We start from the raw sequence: 17966 nt of genomic DNA on the forward strand, positions 1-17966 counted from the left end.
GCGTTTTTTTTAAAAATAAAGTCAAAAAAAAGTTTGTAGAATTAAAAATACCTTCTATATTTGCACCCGCTAACGCGAAAAAAAACAATGACCGGGTAGCTCAGTTGGTAGAGCATCTCCCTTTTAAGGAGAGGGTCCTGGGTTCGAGCCCCAGCCCGGTCACAAGTTTTTTAGAGTTTATCAGATTAGATAAATTTGAAAAGCTCTGGGGAGATTCCAGAGCGGCCAAATGGGACGGACTGTAACTCCGTTGTCTTACGACTTCGCAGGTTCGAATCCTGCTCTCCCCACAAACCTCAGTTAAAGCTGAGGTTTTTTTGTGCTTTAAAATAGTTTGTTTAACTTTTTTGATTATTTGTTAAACAAATTGTATTTTAGCATAGCTTTAAATTTCTGATATATGAAACGTATACTTGTGTTGTGGTTGATATTTCAAACATTTTTAACCGTAGGTCAAAATCTAGGAGAAATTTCAGGAAAAATAATTGATTCTAAAACAAGAGAAACAATTCCTTATGTAAATGTATTGGTTTATGGTGCTTCAGTAGGTGCTGTTTCTGATGATGAAGGTAATTTTAGAATAACTAACGTTCCTTTAGGTTACAACAAGCTACAAGTTTCATTTGTAGGTTACCAGTCGTTAATTACAGATGAATATTTAGTAACTAAAGACAATTCTCCTTATATAACAGTAGTGCTCAAAGAGAACTCAACAACATTAAAAGAAGTTGAGATTAAAGCAAACTTATTTAAAAAATCAATAGAAAGTCCTTTGTCATTACAAACATTAGGTGTTGCAGAAATAGAGAAAAACCCTGGAGGAAATAGAGATGTTTTAAAAGTAATTCAATCTTTTCCTGGAGTGGCTTCAAATCCAGGTTTTAGAAACGATATAATTATTAGAGGAGGAGCAACATCTGAAAATAAATTTTATTTAGATGGGGTAGAAGTACCAGTAATAAATCACTTTCAAACACAAGGAGCTACAGGAGGTCCTGTTGGGATAATGAATGCAGATTTAATTAGAAAAGTAGATTTTTATTCTAGTGCTTTTCCTGCAAATAGAGGTAATACATTGAGTTCGGTTATAGAGTTTACTCAGAAAGAGGGAAATAACAAATCGTTGAATACAAGAGCTACTTTAGGAACTTCAGATGCTGGTATTACATTAGATGGTCCTATTGGTGATAAAACCACTTTTATGTTATCTGTGCGTCAATCGTATCTTCAGTTTTTATTCAAGCTGATAAAACTACCTTTTTTACCAACGTATAATGATTTTCAGTTAAATGTAAAATCTGAATTATCTAAAAATAGCGAGTTGTCAATTATAGCGTTAGGAGCTATAGATGATTTTGAGTTAAATGAAACGGTAAATGATGGAGAAACTGATGAAGAAACTATAAAGCGAAATAAAGTAATATTAAATACAGTGCCAGTAAATAGTCAATGGAATTACACTGTTGGGGCTAGTTATAAATATTTTGCTGAAGAAGCTACACATTTAGTGGTTTTAAGTAGAAATGAACTTAAGAATAAGGCTCTGAAATACTTTATGAATGAAGAAGTAGCTCCAAATTTATTATTGAATTATAGCTCAAAAGAAATAGAAACAAAGTTTAGATATGAGTTTAATTTAGATACTAAAAACAATTATAAAATAAATATAGGTTCAAATTTTGAAACAGCGACATATTTAAACAACACTTATAGGAAAGTAGCAAATAATCAAGGAGTTTTTGAAGATATTTTTAATTCAGAAATAGACTTTATTAAATATGGAGTTTTCGGTCAGATTTCAAAGGAATATTTAAATAATAAATTAGGGGTTTCTTTTGGTTTTAGATTGGATGGTGTGGATTATAATAGTGAAATGAGAAATGTATTTAACCAGTTTTCACCTAGAGTTTCTTTGAATTATTTGTTAACAGATAAATGGTCAGTAAATGGATCTATTGGGAGATATTATCAATTGCCTTCTTATACCGTTTTGGGGTTTAAGAATAATGCAGGTGAGTTTGTAAATAAAAAAGGGCTAAAATATATACAGTCAGATCATATAGTGACAGGTTTATCGTATAGACCTAATACAAGTTCTAAAGTTACTTTTGAAGCATTTCATAAGTCTTATGATAACTATCCATTTTCGGTGAGGGATCAAATAAGTTTAGCAAATTTAGGAGATGATTTTGGTGTTGTTGGAAATGAAGAAGTGGTTTCAAATTCACAAGGAAAATCTTATGGTTTTGAATTTTTAGCTCAAAAAAAATCCTATGATGGTTTGTATGGAATTGCATCTTATACATTTGTAAGAAGTGAATTTAAAAATGCGTTAGGACAATACATACCATCTACTTGGGATAATAGACATCTTATTGCTATTACAGCAGGAAAAAAGCTGAAGAAAAACTGGGAAATTGGTACTAAGTTTAGATTGGTAGGAGGAAAACCTTTTACTCCTTATGATTTAAATGCATCGTCGTTAATATCAAATTATGACGTTAGAAATGGAGGTGTTTTAGATTATACTAAATTAAATGAGGAGCGTTTGGATACTTACACACAATTAGACTTTAGAGTAGATAAGACTTGGTATTTAAAAAGAGTGGCTATAAATTTATATTTAGATGTGCAGAATATTTATGCTAGTAGTTCTAAGCAACGCCCTTTTTTATTGCCAATAGAAGATCAAAACGGAAGAGTTATAGACCCTAATGATAGTTCAAGGTATCTTTTAGAAGAAGTAGAAAGTACTACTGGTAGAGCTTTGCCAAGAATTGGAGTTATTGTAGATTTTTAAGAGTATGAAATTTTTAATGATAGTTAAAAAATGTAAATTGCTCAGAAATTAAAAATAACCTCATGAAAAAAATCTTAGTAGCTGGAGCTTTTGCAGTTCTTAGTATTGGTTCAATTAAAGCACAGAAATATCAATTTAAAGAAATAAAAGATATAGAGAATACTCAAGTAAAGAGCCAAGGTAGAACTGGTACTTGTTGGAGTTTTTCTACAACTTCTTTTTTAGAATCAGAAATTATACGTTTAACAGGTAAGGATATTGATTTATCAGAAATGTATACAGTACGTAATACGTATTCAGATAAGGCAAATAATTATTTATATCGTCAAGGAAAAGCACAATTTAGTGAAGGAGGTTTAGGGCATGATGTTATCAATTCAGTAGCGAAGTATGGATTGGTACCGGAAACTGTTTTTACAGGATTAGAAGTAGGGCAAGACAGACATAATCATGCAGAACTGGTAGCGGTTTTAAAAGCAATGTTAGATGCATATATTAAAAACCCAGCAAGAGAGTTAAGTCCAAGATGGCGTAAAGCTACAGAGGGAGTTTTAGATGTGTATTTAGGAAAGAATAAAAAAGAGTTTACTTTTGAAGGAAAAACATATACACCAAAAAGTTTTGCAGAGTATGTGAAAATAGATCCATCAAACTATGTGACCTTAACATCTTTTGAACATGCAAGAAAGTATGACAAATTTGTATTGAATATTCCAGATAATTTCTCAAACGGAATGTTTTATAATGTGTCTTTAGATGAATTGGTAAAAGTTACTGAAGATGCTGTAGAAAAAGGATATACTATTGAATTAGATTGTGATGTCTCTGAAAAAACATTTTCATCAAAAAGTGGGGTAGCAATCATACCAGCAAGCAGTGCTGATGCAAAGAAAGGATTGACAGAAATTGTAAAAGAAAAGAAAATAACTCCAAGTTTACGTCAGGCTGAATTTGAAAACTTTAATACAACTGATGATCATTTAATGCATATTGTAGGTTTAGTTAAAGATCAAAAAGGAAATAAGTATTTTAAAGTAAAAAACTCTTGGGGAACTAATCAAGGGAATAATGGATATGTTTACATGTCAATTCCTTATTTTAAATTAAAAACAATATCAGTTTTATTACATAAAGATGGGATTTCAAAAGATTTAAAAAATAAATTGAAAATCTAAAAAAGAGATATAAACTTTAAGTAAAAATAAAACCTCGAACAATTAGTTTCGAGGTTTTGTTTTTATTGAGTAATGCTGGAATTTTGTATCTTCCCCGAGTTAACAAAAATCAATTTATATGGAAGAAAAGAAGAAGCAGGATGAAAATGTGGAGCAATCGAAGCAGGCGGTTGAAAAGAACGCGAAAGGCTTGTGGGAAAACTCAATAATATTTTTAAAAGAGTTATTAGATTTTCGTCATGATACCGATCAAGAAGCTACTATAGAAGCTATAAAAAGTGATATTCCTTTAAAAGGAGCAACCGCATGGATTTTAATTTGCTCAATATTTATAGCTTCGATAGGTTTAAATGCGAATTCAACAGCAGTAGTTATTGGAGCCATGTTAATATCTCCTTTAATGGGCCCAATTTTAGGTGTAGGAATGTCTATTGCTATAAATGATATTGATACGCTTAGAAAATCGTTAATCAATTTAGCAACAATGATTGTGTTAAGTTTGTTAACGGCTTTTTTATTCTTTGCTATTTTTCCTTTAAAAGAAGAAACTTCCGAGCTTTTAGGAAGGGTAAAGCCAGATATACGAGATGTACTGATAGCCTTTTTTGGAGGATTGGCTTTAATTATAGCACGTACTAAAAAAGGAACTATTGCATCAGTAATATTTGGAGTGGCAATTGCTACAGCATTAATGCCTCCTTTGTGTACTGCAGGTTATGGATTAGCAATAGGTAATTACGATTACTTTTTAGGGGCAATGTATTTGTTTACAATCAATACTATTTTTATTGCTTTGGCAACCTTTGTAGTTTTGAAATTGTTACGTTTTACAATGATCCGTTATGTGAATTCTGTAGAGAGAAAAAGAATTGCACGTTTAGCTTCATTTGTTGCAGTGTTAGTAATGGTACCAGCAGTTTTTACTTTTATTAATGTGTATAATGAAAGTATTATAAATGCAAATTATAAGAAGTTTTTAAAAGAAGAAATTGATTCTAATAAAGATTTATGGTTGCAACGTGAGAAGTTAGATAGAGGAGAGAAAAAGATTAGTTTATTTTTCAATGGAGATGTTAATGATGCAACTAAAACATTTTTAAGGAATGAGTTGAAATCATACCCAAGAATTGATACTTATGAATTACTTATTAATGAAAATAAAGCGCGTAGTGTAGATAGGGTAGTAGATGCATATGATAGAGCTATTGTTGAATTGGATCAAAAGGATAATGTAATAAAAGGATTACACAAGGAAATAGAGGGGTTAAAATCAACTATTACTGGATTAAATCAACGAATAGAAAAAGATGCTTTAAATAGAGATAAAAACTCTGTGCCGTTTAGTACAATAGCAAAAGATGCTAAGATTAGGTATAATGATATTAAAGGTATCAGTTTTGCAAAAATATTAAGTTCTAAAGATTTTATTAAAATAGATACTATTCCAGAGTTGTCAATTACTTGGGATAAAAAAATAAAAGATTCGGTTGTCAATGCAAAAGAAAAAGAATTGAGAACGTGGCTTCAAAAGGAACTTAAATTAGATACATTAATAATTAAGAAAAAATAATTTGATTTGTATGTGGTCACTAAAAAAAAACCGAGCATTGCTCGGTTTTTTTATTTTCTCATCCTTTTTCTTTTATACTTTTTGAATAGGCTACGATGAAAGTCGTGTTCTGCCATTTCTAAAGCTAAAATCTTTTTATAAGGAAGTATTTTTGAAATCTTATTATGAAACTTAGCTTTGATTTCATAACGTTGTCTATTAATCGTTCTAATGTTTTTTAGAATTTCTTTAGATTCTTTCTCAGAAAGATTTTCAATACCACCATTTTCCTTGATTCTTTTTCTAATACTTACCCTTTCTTCACGATGAAGCTCCATCATGTTCTTGTCGTATTTGTTATAAATAGGCCAAAATTTTTCTGCTTCACTAGCTGTTAAATCTAGTTTTTCAGTAAGAAAAGAAACTTTGTAAAGTCTAATTTTTTCACTGCTTTTTTTAAACTGAGCGTTTGCTGTTGTAGCAAAGAAGCTAAAAGCTATAAGTGTTAATATTAATTTTTTCATATTATTCTAATTCGTTTAAGTAGGTCGAACTGTCTAAACCGTTTAAATATTCTTCTAAATTATCATCGCTAATGTCATTAAAAGTGTCACTTTCTAAATCAGTAGTGTTTAATGCTAAAGCTAATTCGTCATCATTAGTATCACCATATCCATTTTCGTACCAAGCTGATAAATCTGCATCAGAAATGTCGTCTATCGTATAAATTACACTTTTTCCATTAGTGTTAAAGTAATTTAAACCTATGAATAGTAATACAGAAGCAGCTGCGGCAATAGGGACTAATTGTAACACTCTTTTACGTAAAGAAATAACTTTTGTTTCCTTAGGTTCTAGTGTGTTTATTTTAGCAAATATATCATCTTCAATTTTATCAAAATAATTGCTCGGAACTTCAAAGCTATTCTTTTTGGAGAAGCTTTCTGTCTTTATTGAATTCAATAGGTCTTCTTCTATACCATCAAAATAATTTTTAGGTGTAGAAAAACCAGTTTGCTTACCAGCTTTTTGGTTTATAAAATCTATTTTATTTTTTATCTCTTTATCCATCTCACTTCTAAGACCTTATTTTTTGTAAAAGGTTTAATTGTAGTTTTTTATAAACTGTTCTATTTTTTTTACAGCAATATGGTATGATGCTTTTAAAGCACCTACAGACGTTTCTAAAACTTCAGAAATTTGATCGTATTTCATTTCGTCAAAATACTTCATGTTAAAAACAAGTTGTTGTTTTTGAGGGAGTGTAGCAATGGCTTTCTGGAGAACTAACTGAATTTCGTTTCCAGAAAACCAATTGTCACTGTCTAGATTAGAAACTAACTGATGCTGGTAATCTGTGATGTCAATATTTCTTTCCTTGGCTTTTTTATTAATAAATGTAATAGCTTCATTGGTCGCTATTCTATACATCCAAGAATACAGTTTACTGTTTCCTTTAAAATTATTAATGCTTTTAAAAATTTTAATGAAAGTATTCTGTAAAACATCATCTGCATCATCATGACTAATTACAATTTTTCTTATATGCCAATACAATCGCTCTTTATATTGCGATATCAAATGTTTAAAAGCTACTTCTCTTGTTTTTTGATCTTGTAGCTGCTCTATAAGTGTAATTTCGTCAGTCAACTAAATTTATGTTTAGCTGTTAGACTTTAAAGATAATAAAAGGTTTAAAAAGAATCTATAATTTTTTTATTTGCGCTTTCTTGAGCAACCAAATAAACGTTTTTCTTTAATAGTTTCTGATACTCCTTCTGGAAGCATTTCTTCCCATCCATCTTCGTCTTCTTTAATCATTTGCAATACTTTTCTAGAAAAAATATGTAAGATTTCAGGGTCAAAGTTTTGGATGTCTTTTAACTTACCATTGTTTTTAAAGAACTTGTATAACTCTTTCATTCTAGGATGAACTTTCAGGTTATCACTAGTAATAAACTCACCAGATTCTTCATCTTTATAAGGGTACATATATACCTTTAAATCTCGATAAAATAATTTACCGAAAGCTTCTAAAATACCACCACTTAAATCACGATAGTATTTCTCATCAAATATTTGAATAAGGTTATAAACTCCCATGGCTAGTCCCATTCTTTCTTTAGTAAATTCACTAAAGTATTCTACCAATTTAAAGTATTCTTGGTAGTTGGTAATCATTACATTTTGACCTAAAGCACAAAGTAATTCAGCTCTATCTAAGAAATCACGTTCATTAATTTCTCCTTCAGCACGAAGGTTACTTAATGTTATTTCAAAAATTATTTGTGTTTTCTCAGGATTTACTTTTTTCTCAGCTAAGAATAATTGTTTCGATCTTTCGAACATGTCCATGTTTACTTTAGTAACAGGACGATAACTACCACGTAAAGCTAAAATGTTCTTTTTATAAAGTACTTGAGCAGGTAATAAGTTATTTCCATCAGGACCAAACATCACTGCGTTGGTCATTCCGTTTTTAACTAATTGTAAACTCATTAAACGGTTATCAACATACATAAAACGAGGTCCAGAGAAATTAATCATATCAATTTCTAAACGGTCGCTATCTATATTGTCATAAAAAGATTTTAATAAATCTTTTGGATTATCATTTAAGTAATAAGCTCCGTAAACTAGGTTTACCCCTAAGATACCTAAGGTTTCTTGTTGTTGTCTAGCGTCGGTTTCTTTAAAACGAAGGTGTAAAATAATTTCGTTATAATCTTCTAATGGGTCTAATTGAAAACGAATACCTACCCAACCATGACCTTTAAACTTTTTAGTAAAGTTTATAGTTGCTACGGTATTAGCATAACTAAAAAATAATTTATCTGGATGCTTTTGACGATCAAGACGATCTTCAATCAAATCCATTTCATGCTTTAACATTTTCTTTAATCGAGGCTCAGTTACGTATCTATTGTCTTCCTCAATCCCATAAATTGCATCTGAAAAATCTTTATCATATGCACTCATTGCTTTTGCAATAGTTCCCGAAGCACCTCCGGCTCTAAAAAAGTTACGAACAGTTTCTTGACCAGCTCCAATTTCTGCAAATGTTCCATAAATGTGAGCATTTAAGTTGATTTTTAGAGCTTTACTTTTAGTAGTAGGTACTGTATTTATCTTCTGATCTCCTTTTAGCGTAATTGCCATTTTTCTATTTTTAGTTACGTAAAACAAATGTACAGAAAATCGGAATTATCAGACAATATTTGTCGTATTTTTGTGATAATAATGGAGAAAAAAAAGCAATTAAAAGTAACTTTTTTAGGTACGGGAACTTCAACTGGAGTTCCTATGCTTACAAGTAAGCACCCGGTAGCTTTATCAAAAGACCCTAAAGACAGACGTTTAAGGTCTTCGGTGCTAATTTCATGGGATGATAATGTTAATTATGTAATTGATTGTGGACCTGACTTCCGTCAACAGATGATGAGAGAAGAAGTTATGTCTATTAACGGGATTTTATTTACACATGAACATGCAGATCATATTGCAGGTTTAGATGAAATTAGACCCTATTGTTTTCAAATGGGAGAAGTACCTTTGTATGCATCGGAAAGAGTTTTCAATGTGTTAAGGAAGAGGTACGATTATATTTTCGCTACAGAAAACCGTTATCCAAGTGCACCAAAAGTATCAACTACTACAATTTCCCATCATGAAAGTTTCTTTTTAGAAGGTGTAAAAGTTACTCCTATTGAAGTAATGCATGGTCGCTTACCAATTTTAGGATATCGATTTAATGATATTGCTTATGTAACCGATATTAAAACAATTTCTGAGGAAGAGAAAGAAAAATTAAAAGATTTAGATGTTTTAATTGTTACGGGGTTAAGAAGAGAATTGCATGCAACTCATTTTAATTTAGAAGAAGCTCTTAATTTTATAGAGGAAGTAAAACCTAAGAAAACATATTTAACACATATTAGTGAATTATTAGGTTTGCATGCCGAAGTAGAAAAAGAATTGCCAGATAATGTGTTTTTATCTTATGATGGACTTGTTATTTAATAAGTATCATCTTTTTCAATAGTATTATTAATATAAATTAGTGAAAGTAATTGAGGTTTCTAAAATTGCTTTTTATTTTTACAAAAACATTCTGTTACATGAAAATTATTATATCTCCAGCTAAGTCGTTAGATTTTGAAAATAAAGCTAACACTACTTTATATACTGAACCAAGGTTTTTAGAACAATCAGCAAAATTAAACAAGAAGCTAAAAACATTATCAAGAAAGAAATTGTCTGAATTGATGAAAATTTCTGATGATTTGGCTAGTTTAAATTATGATAGGAATCAAGAGTGGTTGCCACCATTTACTATAGATAACGCTAAGCAGGCTGTATACGCTTTTACAGGTGAAGTTTTTAGAGGGATAGATGTTAATTCTTTATCGGAAGACAAGGTGCCTAGCTTACAAGAAAAATTAAGAATATTGTCAGGACTTTATGGTTTATTAAAGCCATTAGATTTAATTCAACCTTATCGTTTAGAAATGGGAACAAAATTAAAGGTTGGAAGAGCTGATAACTTATATAAGTTTTGGGGAGACACATTAGCAAATTCTTTAAATGAAGAATTAGAAGAAGGCGAATTGTTGATTAATTTAGCAAGTTCAGAGTATTTTAAAGCTTTACCAAAGAAAACATTAAAAGTACCGATGATTACTCCAGTTTTTAAAGATTTTAAAAACGGGCAGTATAAGACAATTATGACTTTTGCAAAAAAAGCCAGAGGTTTAATGGTACGTCATATTATTGAAAATGATATAAAGAATTTGGAAGAACTTAAAGGTTTTAATGTAGAGGGATATGGTTTTTCAGAAGAGATGTCAACTGAGACAGAATTAGTTTTTACAAGATAACAACTAATTAGCATCAAAATATACCCAATGGTTATTTTCTTTGTAGAATTTAGAGTTTTCGTGGATAAATTCTAAATTTCCATTTTCAATAAAAAAAGCTTTAAATTCTACAGTACCATTGGAGTCAGATGGTTTTCCTTCAGTACTTGTTAAAACATCTAATTTTACCCAAGTAACAGATTTAGCCCAAGCTAAAATTTCTTTTTTCTCACGTTTAGAAGGACGTTTTTTACTATGATGACTTTTCTGTAAATAATCAATATTGGCTAATACAAAGGCACTATATCTCGATCGCATTAATTCTTCTGCGGTATTAGCCATATGAATATCATTGTGTATTCTTCCGCAACATAATTTATACTCAATATTAGGATTACAAGGGCATTTCATACTTTTTAATTTACAGGTTCATTAGAGTTTTTTATTCTAAAACAGCGTTCTTCTCCTAAATAAAGAGGATTTCCGTGTTTTTCAGACCAAAAGCCATCTAATATATCTTTAGAAAGACATTTATATACAACAACGCCTTTGTATTTGTTTTTATCAAAACCTAGGTAATTAAAATTAATAACTAAAATGTTGTCTTTAAAAAAGCCAGTTCCGTATTGTTCTTGATCTTTATTGATAATCCATTTAGCTACAATTCTTTTATTAATATCCAATGTTAAAGAAAGAACTCCTTTATATGTATTGGCTTCAGAATCTTGGTTGTTTCCAATAATGTTATAATCTCCAATTAAATCTTCAATAGTCATTTGGTGTGAATATGAAGCAAAAATACTTATAGTATAAGGATAAAAAAAACCTCGATATAATCGAGGTCTTTTTTTAATGTAAATATGTTTTTAAGCTTCCGCTTCCATATAATCTTCAATAGGATTACAAGAACAAATTAAGTTTCTATCTCCAAAAGCATCATCAACACGACGAACTGAAGGCCAGAATTTATTGTCTGCAATATAACCTAATGGGAATGCAGCTTGCTTACGAGAATATGGTAAATCCCATTCATCGGCAGTTAGCATTTCCTGAGTATGTGGAGCGTTTTTCAAAATATTGTTATTATCATCTTTTGTAGCTTCACTTATTTCTTTACGAATAGCAATTAAAGCATCGCAAAAACGATCTAACTCAGCAACACTTTCACTTTCTGTAGGCTCAACCATAATAGTTCCAGCAACAGGGAAAGATACAGTAGGAGCATGGAAACCATAGTCCATTAAACGCTTAGCGATGTCTACAACTTCAATTCCATTTTGTTTAAACTCACGACAGTCTAAAATCATTTCGTGAGCAGCACGATTTAATTCACCAGTATATAAAGTACTAAAGTGACCGCTTAAACGCTCTTTCATGTAGTTGGCGTTTAAAATAGCATTTTTAGTAGAGTTAGTTAAGCCATCAGCACCTAGCATTGTAATGTATCCATAAGAAATTAAACAAGCTAAGGCAGATCCCCAAGGAGCAGCTGAGATAGCTGTGATAGGGTTTTCTCCTCCTGTTGAAATAACAGGGTTTGTAGGTAAAAATGGAACTAATTGAGGAGCTACACAAATTGGCCCAACACCAGGTCCACCACCACCATGAGGAATAGCAAAAGTTTTATGTAAGTTTAAGTGACAAACATCAGCTCCAATAGTAGCAGGGTTAGTTAGTCCAACTTGAGCATTCATATTGGCACCGTCCATATAAACTTGTCCACCGTTGTCATGGATAATTTGAGTAATTTCTTTAATAGCTTTTTCATATACTCCATGAGTAGATGGATAAGTAACCATTAAAGCAGCAAGATTATCTTTGTGTTTTTCAGCTTTAGCGCGTAAGTCTTCTACATCAATATTACCTCTTTCATCTGTCTTGGTAACAACCACTTTCATACCAGCCATAACAGCAGATGCAGGGTTGGTTCCGTGTGCAGAAGCAGGAATTAAACAGATATTTCTGTTAGTATCTCCATTAGCTTCATGATATGCACGAATAACCATTAATCCAGCAAATTCACCTTGAGCTCCAGAATTTGGTTGTAATGAAGTACCAGCAAAACCAGTAATTACATTTAATTGGTTTTCTAAGTTAGTTAAAACTTCTTGATATCCCTGAGCTTGTTCTACAGGTACAAAAGGGTGAATATTACCCCATTGTGGATTGCTCAAAGGTAGCATTTCAGAAGCTGCATTTAACTTCATCGTACAAGAACCTAAAGAAATCATTGAATGATTTAAAGCTAAATCTTTACGTTCTAATTTTTTAATATAACGCATCATTTCAGTTTCTGATTGATACGTGTTGAATATTTCGTTGTCTAAGAAAGAAGTGCTTCTTTGAACGTTTTCAGGAATAACATCTAATGAAGTGAATTCTGAAATGGTAATATCCTGAACATTGAAAGCTTGTTCGAAGCAATCAATAATAGCATTAATTTCTTTTAAGCTAACAGTTTCGTTTACAGAAATAGAAACGTGGTTGTTATCTACATAGTTAAAGTTAATAGCATTCTTTTCAGCAACAGAACGTAATTTCTCAGCTTCTACTTCAACTAAAATTGTATCGAAATAAGAAGTGTTTTTTTGTTTGAAACCTAAACGTTCTAAGGCAGATGCTAGTGTATTAGTTGCTGAATGAACTTTATCAGCAATATATTGCAAACCATCTTTACCATGGTAAACAGCATACATTCCTGCCATAACAGCTAATAAAACCTGTGCAGTACAAATGTTAGATGTTGCTTTTTCACGTTTAATATGTTGTTCACGAGTTTGTAAAGCCATACGTAAAGCACGTCCACCGTTAACATCTTTGGTAACACCAATTATACGTCCAGGGATACTTCTTTTATAAGCTTCTTTAGTTGCAAAATAACCAGCGTGAGGACCTCCATAACCTAATGGAATACCAAAACGTTGTGTTGTTCCTACCACTACATCTGCACCAAACTCAGCAGGAGCTTTTAACTTTACTAAAGATAAAATATCAGCAGCTACTGCTACTTTTATGTTTTTGTCGTTACAGTTAGCAACAAAAGATGTATAGTCGTAAACTTGTCCATGTTTTCCAGGGTATTGAACTATAGCACCGAAGAATTCTTCTGAAAAATCAAACTCTTCATGGTTTCCAATTACAAGTTCAATTCCAATTGGGATGGCACGCGTTTGTAATACAGATAATGTTTGTGGTAAAATTTCTTCTGAAATAAAGAACTTATTAACCCCAGCTTTTTTCTGAGCACGTTCACGAACATCAAATAATAAAGCCATGGCTTCAGCAGCAGCAGTTCCTTCGTCTAATAAAGAAGCATTTGCTAATTCCATACCTGTTAAATCACAAACCATAGTTTGGTAATTTAATAAAGCTTCTAAACGTCCTTGAGCAATCTCAGCTTGATAAGGAGTATAGGCAGTATACCAACCTGGGTTTTCTAAAATGTTTCTTTGAATAACACTAGGAACAATAGCTTCATGATATCCTAAACCAATGTAACTTTTAAACACTTTATTTTTAGCGCCTAATTCATTAATGTGATTTAAATATTCATATTCACTCATTGCAGGTGCTAAATCCAATTCGTTTTTTAAACGAATATCGTCAGGAATAGTTTCATAAATTAATTGATCTAAACTCTCTACACCAATAGATGAAAGCATTTGTTTATGGTCTTTTTTACGAGGACCAATATGTCTTAATTGAAATGAATTCGTGTTCATTTGTGTTGTTGTTTTTTAAGTGGCTCAAAAATAGTGAAATTGTACGATTACTGGATGTATATTTTATGTTAAAAACGATATTTTATTAACCAAATGTTAAGGGTGTAAACATAAAAGTTATTTTTGTGTAATGAAGCTTTTAAAAATTATATTAGATTTCTATATAAACTCTAGTATTCATGTGGCATTAGCAGTATTTGCTTTTGTTAGAATTACCCAATTGTATTTTAATTTATCATACAATGAATCACTAGGTTATTTTATCTTTTATGGAACAATTACGGGGTATAATTTTGTGAAATATGCAGGAGTAGCAAAATTACATCATAGAAGTTTAACAACTCATTTAAAGATTATTCAAATTTTTTCATTGATTTGCTTCTTATTGTTATGCTATTATACCTGGCAACTTTCAATAAAAACATTGTTGTTAATTATACCTTTTGGCTTTTTAACTTTGTTATATGCAGTTCCTTTTCTAAGTGGCTTTCAAAAGAATTTAAGGAGTATAGGGTATTTGAAAATTATAATTGTTGCTTTAGTATGGATGGGAACAACTGTTGTTCTTCCGATTTATGATATTGACTTAGAGTTTTCTTATAATGTTGTTTTGATTTCAATACAGCGTTTTTTATTGGTAGTGACCTTAATATTGCCTTTTGATATAAGAGATGTAAAATATGATGCCATTTCACTACAAACTATTCCTAAAAAGATAGGAGTTCAAAATACAAAGAAGTTGGGTTACGTATTGTTAACGATGTGTTTAGTGTTAGAGTTTTTTATAAGTTCTAGTATTGAATTTAGGATTTCGTTTTTGGTAATTTATTTACTTTTATTGATTTTATTGTTTAAATCTTCGGAAAATCAATCGAAATATTACAGTTCTTTTATAGTGGAAGCTATTCCGATTTTTTGGTTTCTTTTTCTTTCTGTTTTTTAGTTTTTTAACGGATAAACTTCATTTCTAAAAGGAATAATAGGTGAATATGAAAATGTTATCATTTTGTGATACTTTTTTTGCCTATCATTTGTACTTTAGTGGAGTCAAAAACATACAACATAACAACAAAAAAAAGAGTAAAAATTTGTAACATGAACTTAGTAAAACGAAATTTCGTTTTCGATTTCGATAGTACTCTAACAAGAGTAGAAGCATTAGATGTTTTAGCAGAAATCACTTTGGTAGGAAATCCAAAGAAGGAAGAAATTATTCAGGAGATTACAGAAATAACCAATCAAGGAATTGATGGAGAAATTTCATTTCCTCAATCTTTAGAAAAGCGTATTCAATTATTGAATGCTAAAAAATCTGATTTATCCTTGTTAATAGGTGAATTAAAAAAGCATGTTTCCTCATCTATTGAAAGAAATAAAGAGTTTTTTGAGAGTTTTTCTGATGATATTTATGTGATATCTGCTGGATTTAAGGAGTTTATAGATCCAATAGTTGCAGAGTATAATATTCCATCAGAGAGGGTCTTTGCAAATACCTTTCAGTTTGATGAAAATGAGAATATTATAGGTTTTGATAAGGAAAATTCTTTATCAAAGCATAATGGGAAAATAGAATGTCTTCAAAAATTGAACTTAGATGGAGAAGTTCAAATGATTGGAGATGGTTATAGTGATGCAGTAACAAAAGAAGCAGGGGTTGCAGACAAGTTTTTTGCTTATACAGAAAATGTGTTAAGAGATAAAACTGTTGCCAATGCTGATCATGTTACGCCGAATTTAGATGAATTTTTATACGTAAACAAGTTGCCTAGAAATATATCATACCCAAAGAATAGAATAAAGATTTTATTATTAGAAAATGTGCATCCAGATGCTTTTACTAAGTTATCGAGTGATGGATTTACAGTTGAAACAGTATCAAGAAGTTTGTCGGAAGATGAATTAATTGAAAAGTTACAGGACGTCCATGTCTTAGGAATCCGTTCAAAAACACAAGTAACAAAACGTGTAATTGAAGCTGCTGAAAAATTAATGGTTGTTTCTGCATTTTGTATTGGAACCAAACAGATAGATTTAGAAGCGTGTAAGGAAAATGGGATTGTAGTTTTTAATGCACCCTATAGTAATACACGTTCGGTAGTTGAGTTGGCTATTGGGGAAATTATTATGCTAATGCGTAGTGTATTTAAACGAAGTACAGAACTACACAATGGGCAATGGAATAAAACAGCGCAAGGTTCAAGAGAGGTACGTGGTAAAAAACTAGGGATTGTTGGTTATGGAAACATAGGGAAGCAATTATCAGTTTTAGCCGAGGCTTTGGGTATGGATGTGTATTATTATGATGTTGAAGATAAATTGGCCTTAGGAAATGCAACAAGAATAAATAGTTTAAAAGAATTGTTGAGTATTTCTGATGTAGTTACTTTGCATATAGATGATAATGCAGCAAATAAAAACTTTATAGGTGAAGAAGAGATTAGTTATATGAAAGATGGGGCGCATTTAGTGAATCTTTCAAGAGGTTTTGTGGTAGATATAGAAGCGTTAGTAAAAGCATTGAAGTCAGGTAAATTGGCAGGAGCAGCAGTTGATGTATATCCAGAAGAACCAAGAAAAAACGGTGATTTTTATACCCAATTAAAAGGATTAGATAATGTGATTTTAACGCCACATGTTGGAGGTAGTACTGAAGAGGCTCAAAAAGATATTGCTGATTTTGTTCCTGGTAAAATTATGGCTTATATCAATTCAGGAAATACAGTAGATGCTGTTAATTTTCCTAACATAAGATTACCTCGCCAAACAAATGCACATCGATTTTTACATATTCATAAAAATGTACCAGGAGTGATGGCGAAAATAAACAAAGTGTTGGCAAAATATGAGTTAAACATTACTGGTCAATATTTATCAACAGATTCTAAAGTAGGGTATGTAATTACTGATGTTGATAAAGAATACAATGAAGAAGTAATTGAAAAACTTCGTAAAGTAGAAGGAACTCTTAGGTTTAGAGTACTTTATTAAAACGAATATAATTTTAAAGAAAGCGCCTTGTAATATTTGCAAGGCGTTTTTTTATAATGAATCAAAATCTCGTAAAGAGTTTTCGATAATAGAAGCTCCCTTTTGTAATATAGCAATATAGTTTTGGACGTTTTCAATTCTAAATCGACTAGAGGGACCTGAAGCGCTAAGGCTAGCAATAATATTTCCTTTTTTGTTAAAAATAGGAATAGCTATACAAATAAGTCCTAGTTCAAATTCTTCTAAATCTAGTGCGTATTTTTGATTTTGTATCGTTTGTAAACTGTTTTTTAGTTCATTTTTTTTGTTAATTGTATTTTGAGTAAAAGAATTTAAAGTATTGTTTTTGAAATAATCATTTTGCATTTCTGAAGAAGAAAAAGCTAGTAGTAATTTACCAGAAGCTGTAGCATGAATAGGTTGATAAGATCCAATAGAAGTGCTAATTTTTAATCCTTGCAAACTATCGGCTTTATTAATGTAAAAAACTTGATGGTCTTTTAGTGTGCCTAATAAAACTGTTTCTTGAATTTCTAAGGCAACATTTTTAATAGGTTGGTTGGTAATGGTAATCAAAGATTGATACAAAGAAACACGATTACCAAGTTCAAAAAGTTTACTTCCTAAACGATATTTTTCATTTTCATTTTGATGTATAACATTTAATGAAACTAATGTGCTTAAGAGTCTGTGTACTGTACTCTTGTTATAACCTGTTTTGTAGGCTAGTTCTCGAACACCCCATTCTTTTTTATCATTTGTAAAAGCATCTAAAAGAATAAAAGCTTTAATAATAGATTGGTTTAAGTTCTTGTTATCCATCATATTTTAAAAAATCATTTTTGCTAATGTAAGAAAAAAGTGTAAATTTATAAA

The 17966-nt window shown here is 30.8% G+C and carries 15 protein-coding genes and 2 tRNA genes; 9 read left to right on the forward strand and 8 right to left on the reverse strand.

Annotated elements, in window-relative coordinates; translation table 11 throughout:
* Positions 1 to 89: 89 nt before the first annotated feature.
* The 5 genes from ACOQN8_RS11080 to ACOQN8_RS11100 all read left to right on the forward strand — a co-directional run bounded on the left by ACOQN8_RS11080 (position 90) and on the right by ACOQN8_RS11100 (position 5545).
* Positions 90 to 162 (forward strand) — tRNA-Lys (locus ACOQN8_RS11080).
* 45 nt (positions 163 to 207) lie between these two features.
* Positions 208 to 290 (forward strand) — tRNA-Tyr (locus ACOQN8_RS11085).
* Positions 291 to 400: 110 nt separating this feature from the next.
* Positions 401 to 2800, forward strand: a complete 2400-nt coding sequence (locus ACOQN8_RS11090) for a TonB-dependent receptor (protein ID WP_420552713.1) — start codon at positions 401 to 403, stop codon at positions 2798 to 2800.
* A 62-nt stretch (positions 2801 to 2862) separates the two neighbouring features.
* Positions 2863 to 3975: a C1 family peptidase gene (locus ACOQN8_RS11095; protein WP_420552714.1), complete on the forward strand. Its 1113-nt coding sequence runs from the start codon at positions 2863 to 2865 to the stop codon at positions 3973 to 3975.
* 118 nt (positions 3976 to 4093) lie between these two features.
* Positions 4094 to 5545 (forward strand): DUF389 domain-containing protein, encoded by a 1452-nt coding sequence (locus ACOQN8_RS11100; RefSeq protein ID WP_420552715.1) that lies wholly within the window; start codon positions 4094 to 4096, stop codon positions 5543 to 5545.
* A 50-nt stretch (positions 5546 to 5595) separates the two neighbouring features.
* Here ACOQN8_RS11100 and ACOQN8_RS11105 read toward each other — a convergent pair whose 3' ends face one another.
* The 4 genes from ACOQN8_RS11105 to ACOQN8_RS11120 all read right to left on the reverse strand — a co-directional run bounded on the left by ACOQN8_RS11105 (position 5596) and on the right by ACOQN8_RS11120 (position 8683).
* Complete coding sequence (locus ACOQN8_RS11105; RefSeq protein ID WP_150900675.1) at positions 5596 to 6048, reverse strand: Spy/CpxP family protein refolding chaperone; 453 nt, start codon at positions 6046 to 6048, stop codon at positions 5596 to 5598.
* Between the two features lies 1 nt (position 6049).
* Complete coding sequence (locus ACOQN8_RS11110) at positions 6050 to 6595, reverse strand: hypothetical protein (protein ID WP_420552716.1); 546 nt, start codon at positions 6593 to 6595, stop codon at positions 6050 to 6052.
* A gap of 33 nt (positions 6596 to 6628) precedes the next feature.
* Positions 6629 to 7174, reverse strand: a complete 546-nt coding sequence (locus tag ACOQN8_RS11115) for an RNA polymerase sigma factor (RefSeq protein ID WP_420552717.1) — start codon at positions 7172 to 7174, stop codon at positions 6629 to 6631.
* 66 nt (positions 7175 to 7240) lie between these two features.
* Positions 7241 to 8683: a TonB-dependent receptor gene (locus ACOQN8_RS11120; RefSeq protein ID WP_420552718.1), complete on the reverse strand. Its 1443-nt coding sequence runs from the start codon at positions 8681 to 8683 to the stop codon at positions 7241 to 7243.
* Positions 8684 to 8710: 27 nt separating this feature from the next.
* On the opposite strand from ACOQN8_RS11120, the gene ACOQN8_RS11125 reads away from it, so the two are divergent.
* Positions 8711 to 9544 (forward strand): MBL fold metallo-hydrolase, encoded by an 834-nt coding sequence (locus tag ACOQN8_RS11125; RefSeq protein WP_420552719.1) that lies wholly within the window; start codon positions 8711 to 8713, stop codon positions 9542 to 9544.
* Positions 9545 to 9642: 98 nt separating this feature from the next.
* Entirely contained in the window at positions 9643 to 10401 is a 759-nt protein-coding gene (gene yaaA / locus ACOQN8_RS11130; RefSeq protein WP_420552720.1) for a peroxide stress protein YaaA, read from the forward strand.
* 3 nt (positions 10402 to 10404) lie between these two features.
* Here the strand turns inward: yaaA and ACOQN8_RS11135 are convergent, their stop codons facing one another.
* The 3 genes from ACOQN8_RS11135 to gcvP form a co-directional block, all read right to left on the reverse strand.
* The gene (locus tag ACOQN8_RS11135; protein WP_420552721.1) at positions 10405 to 10791 is read right to left on the reverse strand and encodes a YchJ family protein; all 387 of its coding nucleotides are present in this window, start codon (positions 10789 to 10791) and stop codon (positions 10405 to 10407) included.
* Between the two features lie 5 nt (positions 10792 to 10796).
* A complete protein-coding gene (locus ACOQN8_RS11140; protein ID WP_420552722.1) occupies positions 10797 to 11156 on the reverse strand; it encodes a hypothetical protein in 360 nt (119 codons plus the stop codon).
* A gap of 90 nt (positions 11157 to 11246) precedes the next feature.
* Entirely contained in the window at positions 11247 to 14102 is a 2856-nt protein-coding gene (gene gcvP, locus ACOQN8_RS11145; RefSeq protein ID WP_420552723.1) for an aminomethyl-transferring glycine dehydrogenase, read from the reverse strand.
* Positions 14103 to 14232: 130 nt separating this feature from the next.
* Here gcvP and ACOQN8_RS11150 point away from each other — a divergent pair, with 130 nt between their 5' ends.
* Positions 14233 to 15045: a UbiA prenyltransferase family protein gene (locus ACOQN8_RS11150; RefSeq protein ID WP_420552724.1), complete on the forward strand. Its 813-nt coding sequence runs from the start codon at positions 14233 to 14235 to the stop codon at positions 15043 to 15045.
* Positions 15046 to 15197: 152 nt separating this feature from the next.
* Positions 15198 to 17090, forward strand: coding sequence for a phosphoglycerate dehydrogenase (serA, locus tag ACOQN8_RS11155; RefSeq protein WP_420552725.1), 1893 nt, complete (start codon positions 15198 to 15200; stop codon positions 17088 to 17090).
* A 51-nt stretch (positions 17091 to 17141) separates the two neighbouring features.
* Here serA and ACOQN8_RS11160 read toward each other — a convergent pair whose 3' ends face one another.
* Entirely contained in the window at positions 17142 to 17915 is a 774-nt protein-coding gene (locus tag ACOQN8_RS11160; RefSeq protein WP_420552726.1) for an IclR family transcriptional regulator, read from the reverse strand.
* Positions 17916 to 17966: the final 51 nt, after the last annotated feature.

It is taken from the genome of Tenacibaculum aiptasiae, assembly GCF_965221665.1.
Lineage (GTDB): Bacteria > Bacteroidota > Bacteroidia > Flavobacteriales > Flavobacteriaceae > Polaribacter > Polaribacter aiptasiae.